The sequence below is a fragment of the Diplocloster modestus genome, from assembly GCF_019042245.1.
GTDB classification, from domain to species: domain Bacteria; phylum Bacillota; class Clostridia; order Lachnospirales; family Lachnospiraceae; genus Diplocloster; species Diplocloster modestus.
Genome location: NZ_JAHQCX010000019.1, coordinates 14,709 through 37,213 on the forward strand (window position 1 = coordinate 14,709; position 22,505 = coordinate 37,213).

Sequence of the window (22,505 nt, forward strand, 5' to 3'; positions counted from 1 at the left end):
ATAAATGCCGGAAACGACAAGCAGTGAAGCATACCAACCGATGACCTTTGACGCGATTCGAATCGGATTAGCGTCTCCTGAGAAGATCCGGGAATGGTCCAGAGGTGAAGTGAAAAAACCGGAAACAATCAATTACAGAACATTGAAACCGGAAAAAGACGGCTTGTTTTGTGAAAGAATTTTCGGGCCCAGCAAAGACTGGGAGTGCCATTGTGGTAAATACAAGAAAATCAGATACAAAGGCGTTGTCTGCGACCGATGCGGTGTTGAAGTAACGAAAGCATCTGTCCGCCGTGAGCGTATGGGTCACATCGAGCTGGCGGCTCCCGTGTCTCATATCTGGTATTTTAAAGGAATTCCCAGCCGTATGGGACTGATCCTGGATCTGTCGCCGAGAACGCTGGAAAAAGTATTATATTTCGCCTCCTATATCGTATTGGAGAAAGGCGAGACCGACCTGCAGTACAAACAGGTCCTGACCGAGAAAGAGTTCCAGGAAGCCAGGGATAAATACGGCAGCAAGTTCCGGGTCGGTATGGGTGCGGAAGCCATCAAAGAGCTTCTGGAAGCCATCAATCTGGAAAAAGAAGCCGCGGACTTAAAGAAAGGCTTAAAGGAGTCCACCGGCCAGAAACGAGCCAGAATCATCAAGAGACTGGAAGTCGTAGAGGCGTTCCGGGAATCCGGAAACCGTCCGGAATGGATGATCATGACTGTGGTTCCGGTAATTCCTCCGGATCTGCGTCCTATGGTGCAGCTGGACGGCGGCCGTTTCGCCACCTCCGACTTAAACGACCTGTACCGCAGAATTATCAACCGTAATAACCGTCTGCAAAGACTTCTGGACCTGGGCGCTCCTGATATCATTGTCAGAAATGAGAAGAGAATGCTCCAGGAGGCGGTAGACGCCCTGATCGATAACGGCAGACGAGGCCGCCCGGTAACCGGTCCTGGTAACCGCGCCCTCAAATCGCTGTCTGATATGTTAAAGGGTAAATCCGGACGTTTCCGGCAGAACCTGCTGGGTAAGCGTGTAGACTATTCCGGACGTTCCGTTATCGTGGTAGGACCGGAACTTAAGATCTACCAGTGCGGTCTGCCTAAGGAAATGGCCATCGAGCTGTTCAAACCTTTCGTTATGAAGGAGCTGGTGTCCAACGGCACCTCTCACAATATAAAAAATGCCAAGAAGATGGTGGAACGTCTCCAGCCCGAAGTCTGGGATGTACTGGAAGAAGTGATCAAAGAGCATCCGGTTATGTTAAACCGAGCTCCTACGCTGCATCGTCTGGGTATCCAGGCATTTGAGCCGATCCTGGTGGAAGGTAAGGCGATTAAACTGCATCCCCTTGTATGTACCGCATACAACGCAGACTTCGACGGTGACCAGATGGCTGTCCATCTGCCTCTGTCCGTGGAAGCGCAGGCGGAGTGCCGTTTCCTTCTGCTCTCACCCAACAACCTGCTGAAACCCTCCGATGGTGGTCCTGTGGCCGTTCCGTCCCAGGATATGGTGCTTGGTATCTACTATCTGACTCAGCACAGACCCGGGGTATTAGGGGAGGGCAAGTGCTTTAAGAGTGTAAATGAAGCGATCCTGGCTTATGAAAATAAAGCGTTGGATCTGCACGCTATGATCAAGGTCCGGATGACGAAGAAAATGCCCGACGGCAGAATCGTTACCGGCAATGTGGAATCGACCCTGGGCCGTTTCCTGTTCAATGAAATCCTGTCTCAGGATCTGGGCTTCGTGGACCGGAGTATTCCGGAGAACGAGCTGAAACTGGAAGTGGATTTCCATGTAGGCAAAAAAGGCTTAAAACAGATTCTGGAGCGTGTCATCAATACCCATGGCGCGACCAAGACCGCGGAAGTGCTGGATGATATCAAGGCGATGGGATATAAATATTCCACCCGCGCCGCGATGACGGTATCCATATCCGACATGACGGTTCCTCCGCAGAAGCCGGAAATGATCGAAAAAGCACAGGATACGGTAGATAAGATAACCAAGAACTATAAACGTGGTCTGATTACGGAAGAAGAGCGTTACAAAGAAGTAGTTGAGACCTGGAAGAATACGGATGACCAGCTGACCGAAGCACTGCTGTCCGGTCTGGATAAGTATAACAATATATATATGATGGCCGATTCCGGAGCCCGTGGTTCCGATAAGCAGATCAAACAGCTGGCCGGAATGCGTGGTCTGATGGCAGATACGACCGGACGTACGATTGAGCTGCCCATCAAGTCTAATTTCCGTGAAGGTCTTGACGTACTGGAATATTTCATGTCTGCTCATGGAGCCAGAAAGGGTCTGTCCGATACGGCGCTGCGTACTGCTGACTCCGGTTACCTGACCAGACGTCTGGTAGACGTATCACAAGATCTGATCATCCGCGAGGTAGACTGCTGTGAGGGGAAAGAGATCCCCGGCATGTATGTGAAAGCATTCATGGACGGCAAGGAAGAGATCGAAAGCCTGCAGGAGAGAATTACCGGCAGATACGCGGCGGAAACGGTCGTAGACGCGGAAGGAAATATAATCGTAAAAGCAAACCATATGATCACGCCCAAGCGGGCTGCCAATGTGATGACCAACGGTGTGGACGATAAGGGCCGGCCTCTTGACAAGGTTAAGATCCGTACGATCCTGACCTGTAAATCCCATATTGGTATCTGCGCGAAATGTTACGGTGCCAACATGGCAACCGGTGAAGCCGTTCAGGTCGGCGAGGCGGTCGGTATTATAGCCGCTCAGTCCATCGGTGAGCCCGGAACCCAGCTGACTATGCGTACGTTCCATACGGGCGGTGTGGCCGGTGATGATATCACACAGGGTCTTCCCCGTGTCGAGGAGCTTTTCGAGGCCAGAAAGCCGAAGGGTCTCGCGATTATCTCCGAATTCGCAGGTATCGCCACCATCAAGGATACCAAGAAAAAACGTGAGATCGTCGTCAGCAACAATGATACCGGCGAGTCCAAAACCTATCTGATCCCTTACGGATCCAGAATCAAGGTGGCAGACGGCCAGGAACTGGAAGCTGGAGATGAGCTGACCGAAGGTAGCGTAAACCCCCACGACCTGTTGAAGATCAAGGGCGTCCGTGCAGTTCAGGACTACATGATCCAGGAGGTACAAAGAGTGTACCGGCTCCAGGGTGTGGAGATCAATGATAAGCATATCGAAGTCATCGTCCGCCAGATGTTAAAGAAGGTCCGTATCGAGAATAACGGAGACGCGGAATTCCTTCCGGGTACCATGGTTGATGTTCTGGATTATGATGAGATGAACCAGAAGCTGACCGAAGAGGGCAAGGAGCCTGCGGAAGGCAAGCAGATCATGCTGGGTATCACCAAGGCATCTCTGGCGACAAATTCCTTCCTGTCGGCAGCATCCTTCCAGGAGACCACCAAGGTTCTGACCGAGGCGGCAATCAAGGGCAAGGTTGACCCGTTGATCGGATTGAAAGAGAATGTTATCATCGGTAAGCTGATTCCCGCCGGTACCGGCATGAAGCGTTATCGGAATGTGAAGCTGGACTGCGATATGGATGAGTATGATGATATCGAATTGTCGGAAGAGTATGAGGAACTGGAAGAGATCGAAGAAGAATTGATCACTGTAGAAGAAGAATAGAGGAATCCGGCCGGAAACCGCTACTGTTGCGGGGGACGGCCGGGTTTTTTTGGTGGGACGGGAGGAGAGCGAAACAGCGTGGCCTTGCGGGGCCGGGAGACTTTGGTTTCTCCCTGGGCGGGCTTATGGCTTGCGCTGGCAGCAGCTAAGTGGAATCCGGCTTTCGGATTTCACTAAGCTGCTGCACAGCCGCCATATGCCCGCTCAGGGAGAAACCAAAGTCTCCCGGCCCCGCAAGGCCACGCTGTTTCGCTCTCCTCCCTGCTTTAATTAAAGCTGGCGCGCGTGTTCCAGCTGGTTTGCTTTTATTCGATTAGGGGGAGGTTGAGTTCATATAGCAGATCGTTGACTTGAGGAAGGGTTAACTGTTTCAGGATGGAAAAGATTACTACACTGTCCCACTGCTTACGGGCGTATAGGATCGGATAGCCGGCGGATTTTAATAGCTGCTGCGTCTGGTCCAGAGTCAGATGCATGCCACAGGATAAGGCTAATAATTTGTTTAAGGATGGTTTTTTTGTTCCGGAAAAAATCTGATAGGCGTAGATACGGTCCAGGCCGGAAGCACGGATTACATCAGCTTTGGAAAGCTGCTGAATGTCCATCAGTTTTTCTAATAATTCTGGTAATGTCAGATCCAGAAGTTCTTGCTGCTGTACTTGGATATATTCGTTGATATTCTCCGTGGATTTTAGGATGTCCAGCAGCTCCTGCGTACTTTTCTCCATACTTGATGATCTCCTGTTCGATTTCTTGTTACCTTTATGTTAGAATAGATATTAGAAAAAAGCAAGATGCGGGTGGGAGCATGTCGAATCTGAAGGACGATTATATGGATTCTAAATATATGGTTTTGAAGGTGTTCAGCGCGAAGGACGGGAAGGAAACCAGCCTGGTGGAGAATGCGGTGAACGGGCGGATTTATGTCAGAAAAAAGGTGCCTGCGGAACAGGGGAGGATCTATCAGTACCTGATGACGCTTGGGCATCCCGGGCTGGTACCGGTTGTGGAGGTGGTTCCTGGGGACAGGCATTATACGGTGATCGAAGAATATGCCGGAGGGATTACTCTGGAGGAGTATGTGAAGTCGTATGGATGCAGGCCGGAGAAGCAGGCGGCAAACTATATGATACAGCTGTGTAATGTACTGCAGCTGCTGCATGGCCATAATATTGTCCACCGGGATATTACACCGAACAATATAATTATTACACTGGATGGTTTTGTGAAACTGATTGATTTTGATATCGCGCGGGTACGGAAACCGGATCGCGTACAGGATACGACGATACTGGGGACGGTCGGTTTCGCGGCACCGGAACAGTTTGGATTTACTCAGACGGACAGCCGTACGGATATCTATGCGCTGGGTGTGGTGTTAAACTTTATGCTGACGGGTAAGCTGCCTGGTGAAAACAGGTATCAGAGGCAGCCATTTTCCCAGATCATAGAGACCGCTACTGCGCTGGATCCTGCCGGGAGATTCTCTGACGTAGGGCAGATCGCAGCCAGCCTTGCGGCGGGCAGAGTTGTCCCGGTTAAGTCAGCAATAGCTAAGCCTGCTTCGACCAAATTAGCAACGGCTAAGCGTGCTGCAGCGAAGCAGATATCATCCGAGATTTGGACAGCCAGAGAAGTATCATCCGGGACGATACCTGGTACGGGAGAGGAAAACAGTGAGGGCAGACAGCAAAACCATTTGAAGATATCACGCAGGGAAGCGTTTAAGGCCATGATGGCGAAACATAAATTGGAGCGGGAAAAGAAAATGGAGACCTATGCCTTAAAGCCGGATGCTCCGAAGGCGGTCAGAATTCTTAAGTCGATCCCAGGTTTTCGAACCGGCTTTGGCTGGAAAATGGCAGTGGGTGTGTTCGGATATTTATTTGCGGTATTGTGGGGATATGCCATGGCTGCTGCGTTTTTAGAAATGCACTACCCGGTTTTATTGTTTATAATTCTCTATTTGATGGAGGTGGTACTGCCATTTATACTGTTTACAAACCTGGGGTATATAGACCGTAAAGTTCCGGGGGTCCGGGAAATAGGTGCGTGGCCGGCCAGATGGATCAGAGTCGGATCGGGCTGTATTATCGTTTTATTGGGTGCCATTATTGGCCAAATTTTTAATACGCTGAATAAATAATGACGGTGTATGCTGCGAGCATACCAATTAAAAAGGGAATTCCTGTATAGTGAAACACAGGAATTCCCCATTTTATTTTAGGAATTTTGCGTACCTTCGATTACGAAACAAATAGTAAGAAAGGTTCTGCTTTCTTTCACAATAAGTGTTCCTATTGGTGCTTAATGAGGATGTGAAGTATAGTTCAACAGCAGTTTGACAACATTTATCATCATTTCTTGCTGATCCGATGTAGCGTTGTAAAAAAGCTGCCGCCATATATTTTCGTAAACATCATCTTTTGGATCTATAGAATCCTGGAGAAGATAGTCAATTGTAATTCCAAGCCGGTTCGCAAGCCGGACCAAAGTGTCCAGGGTTACACTTCGTTCCCCACGTTCGATTAATCCGATGTAGGTATTGGACACACCGATGTCTTCTGCCAGTTTTTCCTGGGTTAGATGAAGTTTAAGGCGCTCTTCCCGGATGCGTTTTCCTAAAGCCTGATAATCCATAAATGTTTCTCCTTATTAATAGTCTAAACAAATTCTACCTTTGGAATGAGTAATTGATAACAAACTAAATGTATAATTAATAATAACTAATAGTTGCATTTTTATACATCTAATGGTACAATCTATAAAAGATAGGGAGCTTAAGGATTGAGGGCAGGTTATAATAAACAAACAGTTTAAAGGAATAGATAGGAATATTATAGAAAAAATATAGATAAATACGTTAGAGCCTGGAAGGTGGAGGAAATATTCCTACAGAAATAGAATGATAAGAATAGCGATGAGAAGTATCGAAAAAGAATAGGAAAAGGGGATAGCTGGAAATGGAAAGACAAAAGAAACCGTTATGGAAAAAGTGGTGGTTCTGGATAATAGTAGTAGTTGTTTTGCTAATCATTGTTGGTACCGCAGGCGGCAGTGACAAAGACATGGATAAGAAGAAAGAGATACAAAGTACGGACGCCGACACCGCATCAACGCAGGATGATAATACGGATACAAAAGATATAAATGAGAGACAGGAAGATAAACAGACTGAAAACCAGGGAGATAAAGACAGCTACGGACCGGGAGAACCTGCCGCCATGAAGGATGTCACCGTAACCCTGGAAAGCGTGACGGAAAATAAGGGGAAACAGTACAATGAACCTGCAGAGGGGAATGTATTTTTACTATGTGAGTTCACGATCGATAACCAGTCGGAAAAGGAACTGGCTGTAAGTTCCATCATGAGCTTTGACGCTTACGTAGACAGCTATGCGGTAAATCAAAGTATTACCGGACTGATTACAGATGAGGGCAATAAACAACTGGACGGAACAGTGGCGCCGGGTAAGAAGATGAATGGTGTGATCGCTTATGAGGTGCCGGAAGACTGGAAAGAGTTTGAAGTTAATTTTGAGCCTGATATGTGGTCTGGGAAAAAGCTTACATTTATTTATCAGAAATAAATTATCATAGTAAAGGAGATAAGTAAGGCAGAGAATCAGAAGTTATCCTTTTGGGAAAGATTGAAAGATAAGAATTATTTGTTGACATGAGATTGGTCATAGTTAAGAAAAGTAGAGACAGCAAGGTGCAGCTGTCTTTACTTTTTTTGTTCCGCATATTTCTTAGGCGAGATACCATAGGCTTTTTTAAAGCATTTACTGAAATAATATTCGTCCTTGTAACCCACTGACGCCGCCAGCAGAGACAAAGGACACCCGGCATGTTCATCCAGGATCCGTTTTGCTTCCCGCAGACGTACTTTTGTCAGATACTCGCTTAAGGAGAGACCTGTCTCCTGCTTGAACAGATAGCTTAGATAAGAGGCATTCAGGTATAGTTTTTTAGCTATCCCGGTCAGCGTCAGGGAGCTGTCCGCATAATTCTGGTCAATATAGCGGATAGCTTCATGAATCGTCCGGTTTTGCTTCAGGCCGGAGGAATCGGAGAGCAGTTCTGAGGCTTCCAACAGCCGGTCCAGTACATACTGTTTTAATTCTATACCCAATTCGATGGAGAGCAGTTTCTTTAACATCTCATTCAGTTCAAAATGATCGGAGCTGATCCGGTTATCTTCCAGACAGGTAATAAGATCAGATAATATCCGCACAGCCAAAAAGATCATCTGCTCACGGCTCTGACTCTTGGACAACAGGGTTTCCGCCTGGTTATAAGCTTTTTCATAACTGCCGGAACGCAGGTCCAGAAGCAGTCCGCCTGGTTCCACACAGCCGGCCGGCGGGCCGGCGGAGGGCTTTAGATCCTCCCGGAATATACAGCGGGCGTTGCCCATTAAAAAACGATGATCCAACGCCCACAAGGCATCCTGATAGGCGGATGACAAGGAGTTAAGACTTGTGAACAAAGCAGGGATTCCCAGAGTAACCGTAAACTTCAGGGCATCATGGACAGAGCTGCAGATCTGGTGGCAGCAGGAATGGAACAGCTTCTCCTTATCCGGTGTGTCCAACGAGACGAGGGCAATAATATGGTTATGGATATCTTGAAATACTGCGCAGACAAAGGAAGAATCCAGTATTTCCTGGGTAATATTGGCTACCGCGTATTTCCAAAGATTCTTCTCCATCTGTGCGGAAAAAAGTTCGTCCAGACGGTCGATCAGGATAGCCGCCAGTCCAAAAGAGCCGTGATCCGGTTCGATACCCGAACGGACCAGAAGCTCCAGATCCAGGGAATCATAATCCTCTGTGCCCTCGATTAATTTTAGAAATAAGGTCTCTTTATCCAGCTGATTCTGGTGCATCTGATAGCTATGGATCGTCTGCTGCATGGATGCCTGGCGGGACAGAAGATCCTTTGCCTTCAGAAGGGCTTTAGTAAATTCTGTTTTGTTCAGCGGTTTCAGCAGATAATCGAGAACACCGGCTTCGATGGCGCCTTTCGCATAGTCGAATTCACTGTAGCCGGTCAGGATAATGATCTGAATCTCCGGATATTGGGCATTCACTTTTTTTGCCAGCGTTATGCCGTTGATCATGGGAATGTTAATATCCAGCAGCAGGAGATCCGGGTGAAGTTCTCCGATCATGGTCAGAGCCTGACTGCCGTCCTTGGCCTCTCCTATGATTTCGAACCCGAGAGAAGAGAAGTCTACACTCTTCTTAATCAGCTCCCGAACCAGCAGTTCATCGTCGATGATTAATATTTTGAACATGATATACTCCTTTCTAAGCTTCCTTTGGAATGTGGATCACGATCCGGGTTCCCAGCCCCGGATTGCTGTAGACGCGGATGCCGTACTCCGGACCAAAATAGAGTTTGATCCGGTCACCCACGCTGCGTACACCAAAACCCTTACGTATTTCCCCATCCTTCAGCGGCCGGTTTAACTCTTCTACCTGGGAATCGTCCATGCCGATTCCGTCGTCTTCTACGGTAACGAAGATGTTCGCGCTGTCTTGAACGGCCTGGATGAGGATCGTTCCCGGGCTTCCTTTTGGTTTGATCCCGTGATAGATGGCATTTTCCACCAGCGGCTGCAGGGTAAGCTTCATGATCGGACAATCCAGAACCTGTGTCTCGATCTGCATGGAAAATGTCAGGTCTTCGGCATACCGGACTTTCTGGATCGCGATATACTGCTCCGTAATTTCCAGCTCGCTGCGCAGGGTCAGGATCGTCTCGCCTTTACCCAGTACCATGCGGTAAAAGCTGGCCAGGTTAGCCACCATATCGTGGGCATCCGAATTGCGGTCCAGCATGATCAATGCGCAGATACTCTCCAGTGTATTATACAGGAAGTGTGGATTGATCTGTGTCTGAAGGGCCTGAAGCTCATATTTGCGTTTTTTCTTCTGTTCGAAGAAGGTCTGATCCATCAATTTTTTCATATGATTCACCATACGGTTAAAATTCATGGTGAGATGACCTACTTCGTCCATCCCGTAAGGTTCCAGATACGTATTCAGGTTTCCGCCCGACACCTCATCCATGGTCTGGGACAGACGGCGCAGGGGAACGGTGATCGTTTTCGACAGATAAGAAGCAAAGGCGAAGGCGCTGGTCAGCAGGACCACGCCAAAGAGCAGTGAGAACTTTGTAGCCTGCCGGCTGTCATTCAGCAGGATATCCAAGGGACACAGACTGATCAGATACCAGTCAAACCGGTCCAGATAGCAAGTGTTCACCAGATATGTTTCATCATCCACGGTAAAACGCTGGCTTCCGTTGCGGATGTCCTGCATCCATTGGAAGTAGGAAGCGGCCGGGATACCGTCCGGACTAGCCCCGGCATCCGAGGATGAGATGATATTTCCGGAGGAGTCGGCGATCATCATCCGGACACCGTCTTCTGCGGACAGATCCATGTACAGATCCGTAAAGGCATGATCATTGATATTTAAAACCACAAAACCGGCAATACTCCCGTCGTTGATGGAGATAATATTACGTCTGAGAGATACGCCGCGGTTGGAATCCCCGGAACCGGTCTCATATGACAGGTCATGGATATCGTCCCAGAACAGACGGTTCCACTCCCCGGCCATGGTAGGCGCGTACCTTTCATATTCTTCCCGTATCGCTGGTGCCGATGTTCTCACATTGCTGGAGGATACCGCCCGCCCGTCCCGTGCGTAGACGACGATTGAACTGACGGAGGAACGGGGGGAGGTGATGGGATCCAGAATACTGCCCACCAACTGATCATATTGGTAACGTGTGCTTTGATCCGCTGCGGTCAGGGATTTTTGAATATAGTAATTCGATACTACGATCCCGGAAAATTGCTCCGCGTTATCCAGAAGATCTTCTGTGCGCAGCCGGATCAGCTCCAGATTGCGGCTGGCCGCTTCGGAATTGTTGCGTATCAGTATTTCCGAGGATATAGTGGCTGACAGGACGGTAATCATGCACAGAAAAAGACTCATAACCAGTACGGTGGTGAATGCCATCTTCCTGGCGATTGGCAGGTTTTGATAAGCTTGTTTTATATTCCGGAACCAATGTCTCATACATTCTCTCCTGATCTAAAAGCATTGACAGTCAACGGTTCAGTCTCCTTTATTATAGTATGTCAAATTGTCCGGAGGCAATTATTCACGGCATGTTATGAAAATTCCCAAAATGCTTACTAAAACCTAAAAATTTTCCTAATCATAAGATACCAATATAGTATTTCCCCAAAAACATGAAAAATAGCTGAATTATTTCCATTGTGAAACGGGAATACTGGCTTTACGATAGAAAAAATGCCATTAAAATAAAGGGCAAATTCCGTCAGATATGGAATTTGGGGATCCTGACTTCACGCCCGTTTTCCAGGGCAGACTGATGGGCGCAGATGCCGGTGCCGGTCCAGTAGGCGCCCAGAATATCATCGGGGACCGGGCGGCGGTTCTCCAGAATGGAGCGGATGAACTCGTGGACCATATGGGGGTGGGAACCGCCGTGACCGCCTCCCTGGGTGAAGGATAGGTGGCTGTTTTTTGAATTGTACACGGTTTCCTTTGTAAATCTGGCGATGGAAGCCGGCAGAAGCTGCGCGTAATCCGGTATATGTACACGCTCCTGGATGATTTCGCTTCCTCTGCTGGAGTGCCGGGCATCACCGTCAATCTGATACATTTCATTATGCTCGAGCCGTCCTGTACGGGTAAATACTACCGGGTCCTCATCGGCAAGCTGCTGCCATTCAAAACTTTTCTTCTCTCCATAGACGCGAAAGCACTCAGAATAGCTTCTGGCGACGCCGTACAGAAAACGCTCCAGCTCGATCGTTACATCACAGCCTTCCAGGGACACCAGCGCGGACTCAAAAGCAAAAGGAGATTGATAAACATTGGCAAGTTCAGGACGGATTCGGCCGGAGCCCCTGGCATATACCTTCTCCGGATACGCGCCCAGCAGCATTAAGCAAGGACCAACCGCATGTGTGGGATGCATCAGAGGGGGATATCCGTTCCAATACGAAGGCCAACCCTCCATATCCTGATAGTGGGCGCAGGACAGATACTGAATTCTGCCGAATTCTCCTTTTTCCATGAGCTCTTTTACATAAAAGAATTCCCGCTGAAATACCGTTGTCTCCAGAAACATATAGTTTTTTCCGGATTTTACCCGGGCTTCCAGAACCTGATAGAGTTCATCCAGATTCATTCCCATAGGGATTGTACAGCCGCAGTGCTTTCCGGCGTTAAGCACCATGACCGACAAAGGGGCGTGAGTGGCCGGAGGAGTGACCAGATGCACCGCGTCGATCATGGGATCACCCAACACCTGCCCGATATCCGTAAAGCACTTTTCTTCAGGGATACCGTACAGGTCCCGCGCCGCTTTTAGCAGCCTGGGATTCGTATCCACGATTGCCAGTGATTCCACATCCGGATGCTCCAGGTAAATAGGGACAAATTCTAACCCAAAACTCAGTCCGACGATTGCTGCATTTAATTTTTTCATTGAGATGCTCCTTTCAATATAAGATCTGTGTTCTTACAAGCATAATGTATCAATCACCAGAGTCGGAAACAATGGAGGAAAAATCATATATGGAAAAAAAGGAAATAAACTGCAGATATTATGAGCTGACCCCGCCGCTGTCGGTGAAAGAGTTTGGCAGGATTGCCATGGTAAACCGGCATCCGGACAGAACGATGAACATGTGGACCCTGGGTGTGGTTGTGGAGGGGAAACGTACGATAAGGGTGGGAAAAGATAGAATTTACGCGGCGGCGGGTGAATATTTTCTGCTGCCTCCGGGGATTCCCCATTATGGACTGGATGTGGAGCAGCACGATGTATACTATTTTCACTTTCAGATCAGAAGCCGGCAGACAGACACAGAACAGAAGACTGATAAAAGTACCATCCGTCTGCCCCTGTGGGGGAAACTGTCCGCGGAGGTGGATCTGACCGCCCTGATCATGGCCCTGTACCGGGATTATCGGCTGGCCTATCTGACGGACGAAGTGCTGGGACTTCATTTGTTATCCATCCTGCATATCCTGAGTATGGACGAGCGGAAAAAACAATTTGGTAAAAAGAGGGAACATGTGCTAGCGGAACATCTGCTTCGGTGGATTCTGGAGCATCTTCCGTACAGACTGGAGTCAGCCGCATTTGAACAGGAATTCCAGATGACGTACCGAAGACTGAACAGTATATTTAAGAAACGTTATGGATGTACGATCCATCAGTGTGTACTGGAACGTAAAATACAATATGCCGCCCATTTGCTTATTATGGGTGACGATATTGCCCTGGTGGCTGCCAAGTGCGGTTTCGAGGATTACTTTTATTTTCTGAAGGTATTTAAGAAGATAAAGGGGGTAACACCTAAAAGGTATAAGGACTTTTATCTGGAAGGAATACAAAAATAATTTAAAATAAAATAATTTTCCTGATTTTCTTTGATCATAAAAAATTTACCTAAAGATATTCAAAAATGACCAAAAATCTTACATTGTTGTAAGCGTAACTCCATGCTTTAATTAAAGCACAGACAGACAATCCGGATTGTCAGAAACTTTATAAACAGATACAGTGCGTTTTTGTGGATAACGAATAGAATAAGGAGGAGAAGAGTTGAAAAAGAACAAATTGCGTTTTCTTGCATTAACAATGACCGTTTGTATGCTGGCGGGCCTGGCAGCAGGATGCGGAAGCAAAAACCAGGAGAGTAAAGAGGGGAATGATCCCGGGCAGACGGAAGATAAAAGTCAGACTGCGGAAACGGCTGATCCGAACGGCTCAGCAGATGCGGCCCAGACAGAGGATCCTGAGGTTACGATCACGGTGCTGACCAGATACGCCGGCAGTGATCCCCAGGCGCCGTGGCTTAAGAAGATGATGGACGAGTTTGTGAAGCTGCATCCGAATGTAACCTTCCGGGACGACTCGGTGGCAGATGAAGCCGCCTATAATAATAAGCTGAAGACTGCGATCGCCACCGGAAATCTTCCGAATATGTGGATGCAGTACGGCAGCGCTTCGCTGGTGGAATATGCCAAAAACGGCCTGCTGATGGACCTGTCTTTTATGCTGGAGGATGAGAAGTTCTGTTCCGGGCTGACAGATCCCACGCTGTCCACCTTTGACTTGTCCGGATATGGTGTGGACGGGATCTATGCGATTCCCTTCGCGATGCAGCCGGAAGTAATCTTTTATAATAAGGATCTGTTCAAACAGGCGGGTATCGAGTCGGTGCCGGAGACCATAGAGGACCTGTACGAAGCCATCGATAAGCTTAAGGCGGCGGGTATTACGCCTATGGGTATGGGCGCCAAGGACACCTGGCGGCTGGGACATTTCTTTAACTGTGTCGCTTACCGCAAAGCCGGTATCGATACCTTTAAGAACATCGGGGCCAGGACTGCTAAATGGACGGACCCCGAAGTGGTGGACTGCTTGACGACATTAAAGGACTTCAAGGACAGAGGCGCGTTTGAAGAAAACTTCGAGGGTATCGACTGGAGCACGGAGAGCGCCAATTTCTTAAGCGGCAAGTATGCCATGATCTGTATTCCGCTCTGGTTCATCCCCAATGCGGAGGGATCTGAGATCGCAGATTCTCTGGATTTCTTCCAGATCCCTTATTTCAGCGATCAGGAATCCTATAAGGATCATTCGGCTGTATATGTGGACGCTCATGTGTATAACGGAAAGCTGGAAGGCTATGAGAAAGAAATCACGATGGAATGGGCAAAATTCACCCATGATGCATTCTCAGAAGAAGTCCGCCTGAAAGACTGCGGACAGACTCCGGGGCGGACCGATGTGAATACGGAAGGGATGGAGATGAGTCCTATGCTTACGAAGGCTATCAAATTAAATGAAGACCTGAAGAAGCTGGGAGGCGACACGTTCGAATACGATATGCTGAATTCCATGCAGGATGTCACCAGAAACGCGCTGGTGGGAATGATGCTGGGCACGTCGCCGGAAGATACGGCAGCGGCCATTCAGTCAGAGATCGATAATAATCAATAATTAGAATCAGAAATTACCGCAGGAGCATAGGATAAGCCGCCCTTAACAGGAACACCGCCGGCCAGGCGGCTGCAGAGGGCGGCTTTTCCGGTCCCCGGGAATCTAAGTAAAAAAAACAAAAAGAATGAGGTGTAAATGCTTGGAACGATACCGTCGTAATAAAAAAGTCATTTTGCTGTTTCTTCTCCCGGCACTCCTGATTTATGTGGTGCTGGAGGTGGTTCCTGTGATCCAGTCCTTCTATTTTTCCTTTTTTGACTGGCCCGGAATACAGGGGGTACCGCTGAAATATGTGGGTCTGGATAATTTTATCTCTGTGTTCCAGAACTCCCAGTTCCATCAGGCAGTGAAAAATATCCTGCTCTTTGTGGCAGTGGGACTGCTGACTCAGCTGCCCATCGGATTTTTTTTCGCGATCCTGCTCTATCATGTTAAGCGCGGGCAGAGATTCTTCAAGGCTGCCTACTTTATCCCCATGATCCTGCCGGTAACGGCCACGGGACTTCTATGGCAGTTTATCCTAAAACCTAATGAAAGCGGCGTGTTGAATCAACTGCTGATGAAACTGGGACTGGAACAGTTCTGCACCGGCTGGCTGATCAACAGCAATACGGCCATGATGAGTATCATCCTGGTCACCACCTGGGCCAGCGTGGCTTATTATATCGTGATCGGGCTGGCAGCGGTCAACGCGATACCGGATGACGTAATGGAAGCAGCCACCATTGACGGCGCGGGACAGGTCAAGAAAGTATTCTATATCATAATACCTATGGTCTGGGAGTCAGTTAAGATCTCCGTGGTCATGATCATCACCGGTGTTCTGAAGGTGTTCGATATGGTTTTCGTTATGACCGAAGGCGGTCCGAATGGACTGACCCATGTACCTGCCACATTGTTATACTATCAGGCATTCAAATATGATCATTACGGCATCGGAAGTTCCATCTCTACCATCATGTTCTTCATGAGTCTGGTCCTTACCGTCATATCTTTGAGGGTGATGAACCAGGATAAGGATTCCGGTGTAAAACGGAGTAAAAGGAGGGAGAAAAGTAAATGGAAAAACAGTTAAATTCCAGAGCAAGAATGAAAAAGTTTATCTGCCGGGTGCTGCTCTACGGGACCTTGATCCTTTTCGCGGTCATCTGCCTTTATCCGGTTTATTTTACTCTGGTTTCGTCCTTAAAGAACAACACTGAGATATTTACCAATCCTTTCTCACTGCCTGCCCAGCCCCAGTTTGATAACTATGTGCGTGCGTGGGAGATCGGTAAAATAGGAATCTATTTCCGCAACAGCATCGTGCTGACGGTGGCGACACTTTTGGTTACCGGTTTCACGGGTTCGCTGGCAGGTTACATACTGGCTAAGTTCAAGTTCCGGGGCAAGGGGTTTATTTATCTGTTGTTCCTGGCCGGGATGATGGTTCCGATCCAGACGGTTATCATCCCGTTAGCCTTTACCCTTGGCAAATTCGGTATCGTCGACAACTATCCGGTGCTGATCCTGCTGTATTCCGCCTTCTGCCTGTCTATGACGGTGTTTATCGTAACAGGATTTATGAAAGGGCTGCCGGATGAACTGGAGGAAGCGGCGGTAATGGACGGCGCGGGACATGCGGCAGTATTCTTCCGGATTATACTTCCTTTGTCCATGCCGGCCATCGCAAGCGCGTCGATCTTTAACTTCGTCTCATCCTGGAATAACCTGTTGTTTCCGCTGGTGTTCCTGGGAAATGATAACTTAAAGACGATTTCCATCGGCCTGCTGTCTTTCTTTGGCGCGTACACTTCGGATTACGGCGCGGTGATGGCCGCCATCGGGGTCAGCATCCTGCCTCCGGTTATTATGTATATTCTGCTTCAGGAGAAAATGGAGAAAGGGCTGACTGCAGGGGCGGTAAAGGGCTGAGTGCGCCTGGAAAAAGGCGGACCGCTTGCCGGGCAGATCACTTGCCGGGCGGATCACCCGCATGGCTGGGTGAAGTTTTTCCGGTGATGAAAGCAGACGAAAGAAATAGAAAAGGAGATCGGATCATGAAAGGATTAGTGACAGACGGCAGGGGAGGCATCTTTCTGCGGGAAGATATCCCGATGCCGGAGATGGGAGAATACGACGCGCTGGTGAAAACCGTGGGATGCGGTATCTGCAATGGTACGGACCTGAAACTTGCAAAGGGACATCTGAAGGGTTTCGGTACATACCCGGCTGTGCTGGGCCACGAGGCTGTGGGGCGCGTAATACGGACAGGCCGAAAGGTAAAAAATTACCGGTTGGATGACATCGTCCTGCGCAGTGAGCTGCCGGACAGCGGGCAATATTATTCCCTGTGGGGAGGGTTCTCGGAGTATGCGCTGGTAACCGACTGTGAGGCCATGGAAGCGGACGGGATTCCGGTCCGGGATGCGGGAGCCTGGTCCAAAACCGTGGTGCCGGCAGGGATAGACAGTACAGATGCCTGTATGCTGATCACGCTGGAGGAGATCTACAGCGCGCTGAAACGGCTGGATATGAGGCCGGGACTCGATGTAGTGATCGCCGGCTGCGGACCGGTAGGGATCGCCATGGCCAATCTGTGCCGGATCATGGGCGCGGGGAAAATCCTTCTGGGGGGCCACCACCTGGCCCGGATGCAAAAAGCCCTGCAGCTGGGAGCGGATGTGGCGGTCAACACCAGGGAAGAAGACCTGACGTCACGCATCCGGGAAGAGATGGGAAAGGCGGATCTGTTCATAGACGCGGTGGGGAACGGAGCGGTTCTGAGCCATGGCTTAAGAAGCGTGAAACCGGAGGGCGTGATCGGTATCTACGGGATCGGGCTGCACAGTACCCAGGCGGTGGCCTGGGAGGACGCGGACTACTGCTGGGAGATCCGGTCGGTACAATGGCCAGATTATGAGCATCTGGTGACGATACAGACGGAAGCGGCGGCTCTGGTGCTGGATGGGCAACTGAGTCTATCCGATTACGTGACCCACCGGATACCGGTGGAAGATTATGAACGGGGTTTCGAACTGGTGAAAAACAGGGAGGGACTGAAAGTGGTCCTGACCTTCGACTAAATGAGGGGGCGCAGTATGACAGACAGAGTGCTATCTTTTGAGAAATACAGGGAAAAATTTTATCAGGAATTTGAGGAGTATTATTCCAGGTATCCGATTCCCGTGCCTGAAGCAGAAAAAATGCTGATGGAAGCAGAAGCGGAAAACGAATCATTCCCTTGTGCGGAAAAAAGCCGGATATATCAGGCGGCCGTTCACTGTCCGGTTCATGTGTTCCGATATTTCCCGTTTTATTATGAAGTATGTACGGGCCGTGCCAGAAACGGCCTGACCGCAGGATTTCCGCCGGAACCTGGAATCGGCGGTACTATGATGCGCAAACACTCCGATATTGAGAAACGGTTTTTCAGCTTCCGGGATTATTACAAAGAGCGGAATCTGTTTATCTCATTTTTCTTTATCGATTTTGCCCATCACTGTATCGGCTATGAGAAAGTTCTGCGTCTGGGTTTAAACGGACTGATCGCTGAAGCCGCGGCTAAGAGAGAAAATACCCGGGATATGCAAGAGCTTTCCTTTTTGGACAGCGTGATCTGCGGCTGTGAATCCTTAAAGAAAATTGCCAACCGCTTTGCCAGTGAGGCTAAAGCTATGGCCGGGACGGAGAGAGACGAGGAAGTGCGCGGAAATCTGCTCCATATCGCGCGTACTTCGGCGAGAGTACCGGCCGAGGCCCCCCAGACCTTCTATGAGGCTCTGAACACGATCTGGTTCATGCGGGAGATCGTGATGGGACTGGAGGGAATCGGTATCGCGGTGATCGGACATTTTGACCGTCTGCTTTATCCTTATTATGAAAAGGATGTGGAAGAAGGCCGGCTCAACAGACAGGAGGCTAAGGATCTGCTGTCCTTTGCCCTGAATCTGACAGATGCCAAATGGGATCTTCGCACGAATCCGCCCGACGGCGGAGCGAACACGGCCATGACGGTCGGCGGCTGCGATCAGGAAGGAAGACCTGTCTATAACGAGCTAACCCGTATGATACTGGAGATCTACGAAGAGCAGGAATTGGTGAACCCTAAGCTTCAGGCCAGAATCAGCCGGAGCCATCCTGCGGAGTTTTTTGAGCGTCTGGCCAGGATCGCGGGACAGGGGAAAAATGTACTGTCCGTATTTAACGATGAGGTACTGATCCCTGCCCAGGTCCGTCAGGGAAAAGAGCTTCGGGACAGCAGGCTTTATGTGGCGGGAGGCTGCCAGGAACCGGTTTTAAGTGAAACCGAGGTGAATTGCCGGGCTTATATCTACATGAGCCTTCCCAAGCTGTTACTGCTGACGCTTCGTGTGGGGGATGAAGGGTTCTGGGAGCACGAGGAGCTGGAAGCGGTCCGGGCAGATTCCTGCCGGAATTTCGAAGAATTTTATGCCTGTTTTCTTGGAAAGGCGAGACAGATCGTGCACCGGGTAAGCGGATATTTCAATGCATTCGAGCGGGAATGGTATGGCTATAACCCCTGCCCTCTGTATTCATCGACCATAACCGGGTGTGTAGAAAAGGGAAAAGATATGACCCGGGGAGGAGCGAAATACAATACCTCCAGCTTCTCGCCGGTCGGGTTCGGGACGCTGGCAGATTCCCTGTTTGCCGTTAAAAAGGCGGTGTATGAAGATAAATTTCTGACATTGGAAGAACTGCGGGAATGCCTGTCCGGGAATTTTGAAGGAAATGAAAGAACCAGAGCGTATCTGGCAAACCGGGTGGATAAATGGGGAAAAGACAACGGTGAAATTAACCGGCTGGCTTCCCGGCTGGCGGACGACCTGACCCTGATCTTCTCCGGTATGCCGAATACCCGAGGAGGCTGGTTTGAAAATTCCCTGTTTACGAATACCGGCTATGTCTCACTTCGCGGGACGGAGGCCACTCCGGATGGAAGAAGAAAAGGGGAGATTCTTTCAAGAGGGATCGGCCCCGGCGAAACTACCGGCCATACCAACATAAGCCGTATCATGGAAGGGCTGGGCGCTTTGAATCTGGAAAATCATCCGGCTTCGGCAGTTCTCTATCTCGATCTTCCCTATTCCCCCAATCAGATGGAGCCTAAGATCTATGAGGCGGTGATCCGCAGCTTCCTGGACGCGGGGGGAAGTGTCTTTGACTTTAACCTTACGGACGCGGGGGTACTTATGGAGGCACAGAAGAACCCCGAAGAGTATGCGAACCTGGTGGTACGGGTCTGGGGGTTCAGCGCGTACTTTACCGCGCTGGACCGGGAGCTTCAGGACGAGATGATCGCCAGAAACCGGTCGCATTAGAACTAAGAGGGGGCGGCGCTACGCGCCGCGGGAGGTACATATGGACGGAATGATATTTGATATCCAGCATTTTAGTATTCACGACGGACCGGGTATCCGCACGACGGTATTTTTCAAGGGCTGTAATCTCAGATGCCTGTGGTGCCATAATCCGGAGTCACAGGAGAGAGCCCCCCAGCTGCTGATAAAAGAGCTGGGCTGTATCGCCTGTGGTTCCTGCGCGGCTGTCTGTCCTACCGGGGCCAGAAGGCTGGGAAAGGGCGGGAGCTTTATACCGGAACTGTGTACCGGGTGCGGAAAATGCGCTTCCGTCTGCTACCCGGGAGTTCTGGAAATATCAGGAAAAACCATGACGGTTTCTCAGGTAATGGAAGAGATTTTAAAAGATGTATCCTTGTACCGGCACTCCGGGGGAGGGGTGACATTTTCGGGGGGAGAGGCGATGCTTCAGATCAATTTTCTGGAAGAGCTGCTCCGGGAATGCGCCGGATCTGGTATCCACACGGCGGTAGATACGGCAGGATCGGTTCCGTGGGAGCATTTCCGGAGAATCCTGCCCTACACGTCCTTATTTCTCTACGACCTGAAATGCGCGGACGGGGAGCTGCATCAGAGGGTGACCGGCGCAGATAACCGTCTGATCGCGGAGAATCTGAAGAGGCTGAAGGACACGGCGGATGTATGGGTGCGCATACCCTGCATCAGGGGGATCAATGATTCGTCGGCCGAGAAGGAAGGCTTCCGGGAGCTTCTGCGGAAACCGGGGAGAATACAAAGGATCGATCTGCTGCCCTATCATTCCTTTGGGGAGGGGAAGTACCGGCTGCTGGGACGGCCTGCGCCGGATTTTCTGCCTATGGATGCAGTACAGATGGAAGAGCTGAAAAAAGCGCTGGAAGAATATGTTCCGGTATACCATTCTTTAGATCAGTAACCCTTTTTCGCGGGGCTGCGTGTCCAGGGATTACCTGGAAGGAATCGGTTGCTCACAAATACCGCTGTGATGCACGTTTCGCAGACAGGAAATACTGCGAAAAACTCTCTGATTCCAGAGCTGGTATCAATATGACGAAACATGAACTGCATAAGAAGGATAGGATTCTCTTCCCCTTCAGCTTAGACGAATTACACTACCTTCCAGTGGTCCGCTTTCCATCCTACACTAACAACCTGTGTTCTTTGGTATGTCTTGCTTATGCTTTTTTTCCATGTTATTCTGTAAATATTGCATGTAATAAAGTAACTTATGCCCTATAGGTTAAAGGCAGGAAAAATAATACAGTGGATGAGGCGCAGAGTGTCTGCAAGTTCCACAAAAGTGGGAAAGGGAAAAACCATGAAAAATGAAAAGCAGCGGCAGCAGATCAATGGAGCAGAAGTAACCAAAGAATGGGTGGACGGCATACCGGTCATCTATAAAGAGCCGGCAGAGCCGCAGCCCGAACGCAGACTTGCTCTATTCCTGAGCGGACTGGGCGGTAAGAAGGAAGAACTGATCCCCTATCTTGCGGATATCGCAGACCGGGGATATATCGGGCTGGCCTTCGATCTCTATCAGCACGGAGAGCGGGGAATGGATCAGGATGACGTGAAAGCCCGCGTGTTTACGAACATGAGGCGTTACGGATGGCCGGTCTTAGGACAGACGGTCCTGGATGTGGAGAGGGTCATTGACTGGGCTGTCTCGGATCTTGGGGTGCTGCCGCAGATCTGCATGGGCGGGATATCCATGGGAGGCGACATCACGATCTGTGTGGCGGGGATTGACTCCAGAATCAGACGCGGAGCCCCGATTATCGCCACGCCTGATTGGTTAAGACCGGGTATGTATGATCTGTTCCGGCCTGACCGCATCCTGGACCCGGGAACGCCGGATCATTACGCCTCCTTTTTTTACCAGCAGTTTAACCCCATCACCCACCTGGAGCGCTATGAGAATTGTCCGCCCATGTACCTGATCCTGGGAGAAGAGGACAATCACATCCCGCCGGAGAACGCCGAGCGGTTCCGGTCCCAGCTGTCCGGTTTATATCCGGAAGCGGCGGACAGACTCGTATTCCACTATGTGACCGGTACGCCGTCTAACCACATGGATATTATCGGGCGCAGGGAAGAGTGGTGGGAAGGACTGCTGGACTGGTGGCTGGTACAAGAGCGGGATTGAGCAAAGCAGTAGTGGAATTAACTTTGGCCTGTTAAGCGGCTGCGTCGAGAAAGGTGTTTGTCCCCGGATGTTGGACTGTTCGAGTCAACATCCGGGGACAGGCACCTTTCTCCACGTAGTTGCTGTTAGGACTGGCTTTACTGCCGAAAGGAGCCAGTCCCCTCTCATACGTTTGTTGAAAATGCACAATATGAAAGGAATAATATAAAAAGTATTGTAAATTATGCTTGCACCTATAGCTGCTATAGGATCTATAATGAGAGTAAGTCGACGAAGATACGGAATCTAAAGTCTTAGTGATCCG

General features: G+C 49.6%; 16 protein-coding genes and 1 pseudogene. 12 read left to right on the plus strand and 5 right to left on the minus strand.

What is annotated here, in order from left to right:
* The first annotated feature begins 4 nt into the window (after nt 1-4).
* Nucleotides 5-3,640, plus strand: coding sequence for a DNA-directed RNA polymerase subunit beta' (gene rpoC / locus KTH90_RS20600; protein ID WP_158353639.1), 3,636 nt, complete (start codon nt 5-7; stop codon nt 3,638-3,640).
* 305 nt (nt 3,641-3,945) lie between these two features.
* Here rpoC and KTH90_RS20605 read toward each other — a convergent pair whose 3' ends face one another.
* The gene (locus KTH90_RS20605) at nt 3,946-4,368 is read right to left on the minus strand and encodes a hypothetical protein (protein WP_158353637.1); all 423 of its coding nucleotides are present in this window, start codon (nt 4,366-4,368) and stop codon (nt 3,946-3,948) included.
* Nucleotides 4,369-4,448: 80 nt separating this feature from the next.
* Here KTH90_RS20605 and KTH90_RS20610 point away from each other — a divergent pair, with 80 nt between their 5' ends.
* A complete protein-coding gene (locus KTH90_RS20610; RefSeq protein ID WP_238727403.1) occupies nt 4,449-5,786 on the plus strand; it encodes a serine/threonine protein kinase in 1,338 nt (445 codons plus the stop codon).
* Between the two features lie 161 nt (nt 5,787-5,947).
* Here KTH90_RS20610 and KTH90_RS20615 read toward each other — a convergent pair whose 3' ends face one another.
* The gene (locus KTH90_RS20615; protein WP_158353635.1) at nt 5,948-6,280 is read right to left on the minus strand and encodes a helix-turn-helix domain-containing protein; all 333 of its coding nucleotides are present in this window, start codon (nt 6,278-6,280) and stop codon (nt 5,948-5,950) included.
* Between the two features lie 323 nt (nt 6,281-6,603).
* Here KTH90_RS20615 and KTH90_RS20620 point away from each other — a divergent pair, with 323 nt between their 5' ends.
* Nucleotides 6,604-7,230 carry a DUF4352 domain-containing protein gene (locus KTH90_RS20620; protein WP_158353633.1) on the plus strand — a complete coding sequence of 209 codons (627 nt, stop codon included), beginning with the start codon at nt 6,604-6,606 and terminating at the stop codon, nt 7,228-7,230.
* A 137-nt stretch (nt 7,231-7,367) separates the two neighbouring features.
* On the opposite strand, the gene KTH90_RS20625 is transcribed toward KTH90_RS20620, so the two are convergent.
* The 3 genes from KTH90_RS20625 to KTH90_RS20635 all read right to left on the minus strand — a co-directional run bounded on the left by KTH90_RS20625 (nt 7,368) and on the right by KTH90_RS20635 (nt 12,184).
* Nucleotides 7,368-8,942, minus strand: a complete 1,575-nt coding sequence (locus tag KTH90_RS20625) for a response regulator (protein WP_158353631.1) — start codon at nt 8,940-8,942, stop codon at nt 7,368-7,370.
* Nucleotides 8,943-8,955: 13 nt separating this feature from the next.
* A complete protein-coding gene (locus tag KTH90_RS20630) occupies nt 8,956-10,740 on the minus strand; it encodes a cache domain-containing sensor histidine kinase (protein ID WP_158353629.1) in 1,785 nt (594 codons plus the stop codon).
* A gap of 265 nt (nt 10,741-11,005) precedes the next feature.
* Entirely contained in the window at nt 11,006-12,184 is a 1,179-nt protein-coding gene (locus KTH90_RS20635; RefSeq protein WP_158353627.1) for a Gfo/Idh/MocA family protein, read from the minus strand.
* Between the two features lie 89 nt (nt 12,185-12,273).
* Between KTH90_RS20635 and KTH90_RS20640 the strand changes: the two genes are divergently transcribed.
* From KTH90_RS20640 to KTH90_RS20675, 9 genes and pseudogenes are all read left to right on the plus strand, one after another.
* Nucleotides 12,274-13,104: a helix-turn-helix domain-containing protein gene (locus tag KTH90_RS20640; protein ID WP_238727404.1), complete on the plus strand. Its 831-nt coding sequence runs from the start codon at nt 12,274-12,276 to the stop codon at nt 13,102-13,104.
* 205 nt (nt 13,105-13,309) lie between these two features.
* Nucleotides 13,310-14,713, plus strand: a complete 1,404-nt coding sequence (locus KTH90_RS20645; protein WP_238727405.1) for an extracellular solute-binding protein — start codon at nt 13,310-13,312, stop codon at nt 14,711-14,713.
* 139 nt (nt 14,714-14,852) lie between these two features.
* Complete coding sequence (locus KTH90_RS20650; protein WP_158353622.1) at nt 14,853-15,788, plus strand: carbohydrate ABC transporter permease; 936 nt, start codon at nt 14,853-14,855, stop codon at nt 15,786-15,788.
* Entirely contained in the window at nt 15,773-16,627 is an 855-nt protein-coding gene (locus KTH90_RS20655; RefSeq protein WP_238727406.1) for a carbohydrate ABC transporter permease, read from the plus strand. The genes KTH90_RS20650 and KTH90_RS20655 overlap by 16 nt, the downstream gene beginning before the upstream one ends.
* A gap of 125 nt (nt 16,628-16,752) precedes the next feature.
* Entirely contained in the window at nt 16,753-17,778 is a 1,026-nt protein-coding gene (locus KTH90_RS20660) for a zinc-dependent alcohol dehydrogenase (protein WP_238727407.1), read from the plus strand.
* Nucleotides 17,779-17,793: 15 nt separating this feature from the next.
* Nucleotides 17,794-20,037, plus strand: a complete 2,244-nt coding sequence (locus KTH90_RS20665) for a pyruvate formate lyase family protein (protein ID WP_238727408.1) — start codon at nt 17,794-17,796, stop codon at nt 20,035-20,037.
* A 40-nt stretch (nt 20,038-20,077) separates the two neighbouring features.
* Nucleotides 20,078-20,971 carry a glycyl-radical enzyme activating protein gene (locus KTH90_RS20670; protein WP_158353617.1) on the plus strand — a complete coding sequence of 298 codons (894 nt, stop codon included), beginning with the start codon at nt 20,078-20,080 and terminating at the stop codon, nt 20,969-20,971.
* Nucleotides 20,972-21,015: 44 nt separating this feature from the next.
* Nucleotides 21,016-21,147: pseudogene (locus KTH90_RS25595) on the plus strand (IS30 family transposase); the annotation flags it as partial.
* Nucleotides 21,148-21,373: 226 nt separating this feature from the next.
* On the plus strand, nt 21,374-22,201 hold the full coding sequence (locus KTH90_RS20675) for an alpha/beta hydrolase (protein WP_238727409.1): 828 nt from the start codon (nt 21,374-21,376) through the stop codon (nt 22,199-22,201).
* Nucleotides 22,202-22,505 lie beyond the last annotated feature (304 nt).